Source organism: Streptomyces sp. NPDC086777 (genome assembly GCF_040702065.1).
Taxonomy (GTDB): domain Bacteria; phylum Actinomycetota; class Actinomycetes; order Streptomycetales; family Streptomycetaceae; genus Streptomyces.
In genome coordinates, this window is sequence record NZ_JBFBJI010000090.1 from 1 (window position 1) to 5,276 (window position 5,276).

At 70.8% G+C, this 5,276-nt stretch carries 1 protein-coding gene; it reads left to right on the top strand.

What is annotated here, in order from left to right; translation table 11 throughout:
* Positions 1-129: 129 nt before the first annotated feature.
* Positions 130-5,276 (top strand): amino acid adenylation domain-containing protein (locus tag AB0472_RS45825; RefSeq protein WP_366365630.1); only part of this gene is annotated, 5,147 nt, incomplete at its 3' end.

Below are 5,276 nucleotides of genomic sequence, written 5' to 3' on the forward strand. Positions count from 1 at the left end.
CTGTTCGGCGTCGAGTTCAGTGTCCGTGTGTTGTTCGAGGCGCCGACGCCGGCGGGTCTGGTGGCCCGGCTCGGTGGTGCGGGGTCGGCGCGGGCGGGTCTGGTACGGCAGGTGGAGCGTCCTGAGCGGGTGCCGTTGTCGTTCGCCCAGCGGCGGTTGTGGTTCCTGGCGCAGTTGGAGGGCTCCAACCCCACGTACAACATGCCGGTCGCGCTCGGGCTGACCGGGCAGTTGGACACGGGGGCGCTGCGGGCGGCGGTGGCTGATGTGCTGGCGCGGCACGAGGTCCTGCGCACCGTGTTCCCCGCCCCGGACGGGGAGCCGTTCCAGCGTGTGCTGGCTGTGGACGGACTGGGAGACACCTTGCGGACCGTCACCTCCGGCACCGAGGACGAGGTGGCGGACCTGGTGGCGGCCGAGACGAGGCACGGGTTCGACCTGGCGGCGGAGATCCCGTTGCGGGCCCTGTTGATCGAGACCGGCCCGGATGAGCACGTACTGGTGGTGGTCGTTCATCACATCGCGGGGGACGGCTGGTCGATGGGCCCGTTGGCCCGGGATCTGTCCGTCGCCTACGCGGCGCGGTCGGAGGGGCGTACGCCGGGGTGGGAGCCGCTGCCGGTCCAGTACACCGACTACACCCTCTGGCAGCACGGCCTGCTCGGCAGCGAGGGAGAACCAGAGAGTCTCCTGGCCCGGCAGGTGACGTACTGGCGGAAGTCGCTCGCGGGGACTCCGCAGGAGCTGGAGCTGCCGGTGGACCGGCCGCGTCCGCTGGTGGCGTCGTACCGGGGACATGCGGCGGCGCTGGACATACCGGCCGACGTGCATGCGCGGTTGGCCGTGTTGGCGCGTGAGCGGGGCGTGACGCTGTTCATGGTGGTGCAGGCCGCGTTGGCGGTGTTGCTGTCGCGGCTGGGCGCGGGGGAGGACGTCCCGGTCGGGACGGCGGTGGCGGGCCGGACCGACCAGGCGCTGGACGACCTCGTGGGGTTCTTCGTGAACACCTTGGTGCTGCGCACCGACGTGTCAGGTGATCCGACGTTCGCCGACGTGCTGGAGCGGGTGCGGGAGACCGGTCTGGCGGCTCTGGAGCACCAGGACGTGCCGTTCGAGCGGTTGGTGGAACTGCTGGCCCCGGACCGGTCGATGTCCCGGCACCCGCTCTTCCAGGTCATGCTCACCGTACAGAACCTGGACCGGACGGCCCTGGAGATGGCCGGCCTCCAGGTGACGCCGATGCCGGCCGGCCCTGCGCCGGCGAAGTTCGACCTGGATGTGGCGGTCGGTGAGGTGTTCGACGGGGGCGGCCGCCCGCTCGGTCTGCGGGGGTCTGTGACCGGGGCCGCGGACCTGTTCGACGCGGAGACGGTCGCGGTGCTCGCCGAACGCCTGGTGCGGGTGCTGGAAGCGGTGGCCGCCGACGCCGATGTGCGGGTGGGCCAGGTGCCGGTGCTGTCGGACATCGAACGGCAACAGGTGGTGGCGGGCTGGAACGACACGGCGGTGCCGGTGACCGAGCTGACCTGGCCGGCGATGTTCGCGCGGCGGGTGGTCGAGGCCCCGGATGCGGTGGCGGTCGTCTGCGGTGCTGAGCACCTGACGTACGCGGAGGTGGACGAGCGCGCGACACGCCTGGCACAGGCATTGACGGACCTGGGGGTAGGCCCCGAGTCGATGGTGGCCCTCGTGATGCGGCGTTCGGTGGACGTGGTGGCCGCGGTGGTGGGGGTGTGGCAGGCGGGAGCCGCGTATCTGTTCGTTGATCCCGAGCTCCCGGCCGAGCGGGTGGCGGCGATGCTGGCCGACGCGGGACCGGCGTGTGTGGTGACCGGCGGTGGTCCCGCGGAGACGATCCCCGCAGGGCTCTCCGTACCGGTGCTGCGGATGGCCGAGCTCGGGGAAGCGACGGGGGCGACGGAAGCGGCCAGGGAGCCGGTGGCGATACCGCCTGGTGCGGCGGCGTACGTGATGTACACCTCGGGGTCCACGGGACGGCCGAAGGGCGTGGTGGTCCCGCACACGGCCGTGGTCCATCTGGTCGCGGCCCTGGGCCCGGTGACCGGAGTCGGACCGGGAACGGGCATGCTCCAGTTCGCGTCGTTCGGCTTCGACGGGTCGGTGCTGGACCTGGCGGTGACGCTGGCGTCGGGCGGTCGGCTGGTGGTGGCGACCACGGCGGAGCGCGGCGATCCCACCTTGCTGGCGGCGACGCTGAACAGGGCGGACGTCACCGTGGCGAGCGTGGTCCCCTCGCTGCTGGCCGTGATGGATCCCGACACGGTGCCGGGCCTTGAACGCATCCTGGTGGGCGGTGAGTTGCTCACCGGCGACCTGGCGCGGGTGTGGGCCGACCGCCTGGACCTGGTGAACACCTACGGGCCGACCGAGGCGACGGTCATGGTCACCACCACGTCGGTGGAGCACGATCCCGTGACGGCCCCGCCGGTCGGCAGGCCGGTGGCGAACATGCGCGTGTATGTGCTGGACCGTTGGCTGCGACCGGTGGCGCCTGGGGCGGCCGGGGAACTGTACCTGGCGGGAGCCGGTCTGGCCCGTGGCTACCAGGCGCAGCCGGCGCTGACGGCGGAGCGGTTCGTCGCGTGCCCGTTCGGGGGGCCGGGTGAGCGGATGTACCGGACCGGCGACCTGGTCCGGTGGACGGTGGACGGTCGGCTGGTGTTCGTGGGGCGGGCGGACGACCAGGTGAAGATCCGCGGCTTCCGTGTCGAACCGGGCGAGGTCGAGGCGGTGGTGACCACTCACCCGGGGGTGGCGCAGGCGGTGGTGATCGCTCGCGAGGACGCGCCTGGTGACAAACGGCTGGTTGCCTACGTCGTTCCGGTCGGCGGAAGCCGGGTGGGGGACGACCTGTATGCGTTCGTGGCTGGGCGGTTGCCGGAGTACATGGTGCCGTCCGCGGTGGTGGTGCTGGATGCCCTGCCGTTGACGGTGAACGGGAAGGTGGACCGGGTTGCGCTGCCCGCGCCCGAGTACGTGGCGTCCGGTGGTGGGCGGGGTCCTGCCTCGGTGGCCGAGGAGGTCGTGTGTGAGGTGTTCGCCGAGGTTCTGAACCTGGGGCGGGTGGGCGCTGATGACAACTTCTTCGAGTTGGGCGGGCATTCGCTGTTGGCGGTGTCGTTGGTGCAGCGGTTGCGTGAGCGTGGGTTCGGGGTGTCGGTGCGGGCGTTGTTCGAGTCGCCGACGCCTGCGGGGGTGGCCGCGGCCGGTGACGCCCGCGGTGGTGGTGGGGCGGTGGACGTGCCGCCGAACGGCATTCCGGACGGGGCCGAGCTGATCACGCCGGAGATGCTGCCGCTGGTCGATCTCACGGTCGCGCAGATCGAGTTGGTATGCGCGTCGGTGGAGGGCGGGGCGGCGAACGTGGCGGACGTGTATCCGCTGGCCCCCTTGCAGGAGGGCATCTTCTTCCACCACCTGCTCGCCGAGCCTGGTGCCGCGGATGTGTATCTGGCTCCGATGACGATGGCTTTCGACGACCGGGAACGGCTGGACTCGTTTCTGTCGGCGTTGCGGTGTGTGGTGGATCGGCACGACATCTATCGGACGGGGTTGGTGTGGGAGGGGCTGCCGGAGCCGGTGCAGGTGGTGCGGCGGCAGGTGGTGGTGCCGGTCACCGAGGTGACCCTCTCCGGTGACGGGGACGCCGCGGCTGAACTGCTGGCGGTGGCGGGCTCGTGGCTGGACCTGCGCCAGGCGCCGTTGCTGCGGGTGCACGTGGCCGAGGAGCCGGACGGCGGACGGTGGTTGGCGTTGGTGCAGGTACACCATCTGCTTCAGGACCACACGGCGCTGGAGGTCGTGATGTCTGAGGTGGCCGCGTTCATGACCGGCCACGAGGACGAGTTGCCGGTGCCGCTGCCGTTCCGTGACTTCGTCGCCCAGGCCCGGCTCGGTATCTCCCGTCGGGAGCATGAGGAGTACTTCGCTGGCGTGCTGGGTGATGTGGTGGAGCCGACGTTGCCGTTCGGTCTGGCCGATGCGCGGGGTGACGGCTCCGCTCTGAGGCGGGCACGGCTGACGTTGGGGGAGGGCCTGGCGGCGGGGGTGCGGGAGCGGGCGCGTGAGTTGGGGGTGAGTCCGGCGACGTTGTTCCACGTGGCGTGGGCGCGGGTCGTGGCGAGTCTGTCCGGGCGCAGTGACGTGGTGTTCGGGACGGTGCTGCTGGGACGGATGACTGGTGGGCGGGGCGCGGAGCGGGTTCCCGGGCCGTTCATGAACACCCTCCCCGTACGGCTGGACGTCGCGGCTCATGACGCCGTCGAGGCCGTGCGGGCGATGCAGTCCCAGCTGGCGGGGCTCCTGGTGCACGAGCACGCGCCGCTGGTGCTGGCGCAGCAAGCCAGTGGTGTGCCCGCGCCGGCCCCGCTGTTCACCGCGTTGTTCAACTACCGGCACGGTGGCCGCGCCCATGACACCGGAAGGTCGGCCGGCGGTCAGGGAATGCGCATGTTCCTGACGCAGGAGCGTACGAACTATCCGTTGGCTGTGGCGGTCGATGATCTGGGGGTTGGTTTTGGGGTGACGGTGGATGTGGTGGATCCAGGGGATGCGGGGGTGGTGTGCGGGTTGTTGGAGAGGGCGGTGGAGGGGTTGGTGGCGGTATTGGGTGGGGTGGGTTCCGGGGTGGGGTTGGGTGGGGTGGGGGTGTTGTCGGAGGAGTTGTGTCGGCGGATGGTGTCGGAGTGGAATGACACCGGGTCGGTGGCGGGGGTGTGGGTGCCGGATGTGTTTGCGGAGCAGGTGGCGCGTGATCCGGGTGCGTTGGCGGTGGTGTGTGGGGATGAGGAGGTGACGTACGGGGAGTTGGACGATCGTGCGTCGCGTCTGGCGGGTGTGCTGGTGGCGCGGGGGGTGGGGTTGGAGTCCGTGGTCGCGGTGATGCTGGACCGGTCGGTGGAGCTGATCGTGGCGCTGCTGGCGGTGCTGAAGGCGGGTGGTGCGTATCTGCCGGTGGATCCGTCGTATCCCGCCGAGCGGGTGGAATTCATGCTGGAGGATGCGGGGCCGGTCTGTGTGGTGACGTCCGGGGCTCTGGCGTCCGGTGTTCCTGAGGGTGTGGGTGTTCCGGTGGTGTGTGTGGACGATCCGGCCGTGGCGGGGGCGGCGACGTGGACGGGGTCTCGTGCGGGCTCTCCCGGCAACGCCGCGTATGTGATCTACACGTCGGGGTCGACGGGGGTGCCGAAGGGTGTGGTGGTGTCGCATGGGGGGTTTGGGGGTTTGGTGGCGGGTCATCGGGGGTTGTTGGGTGT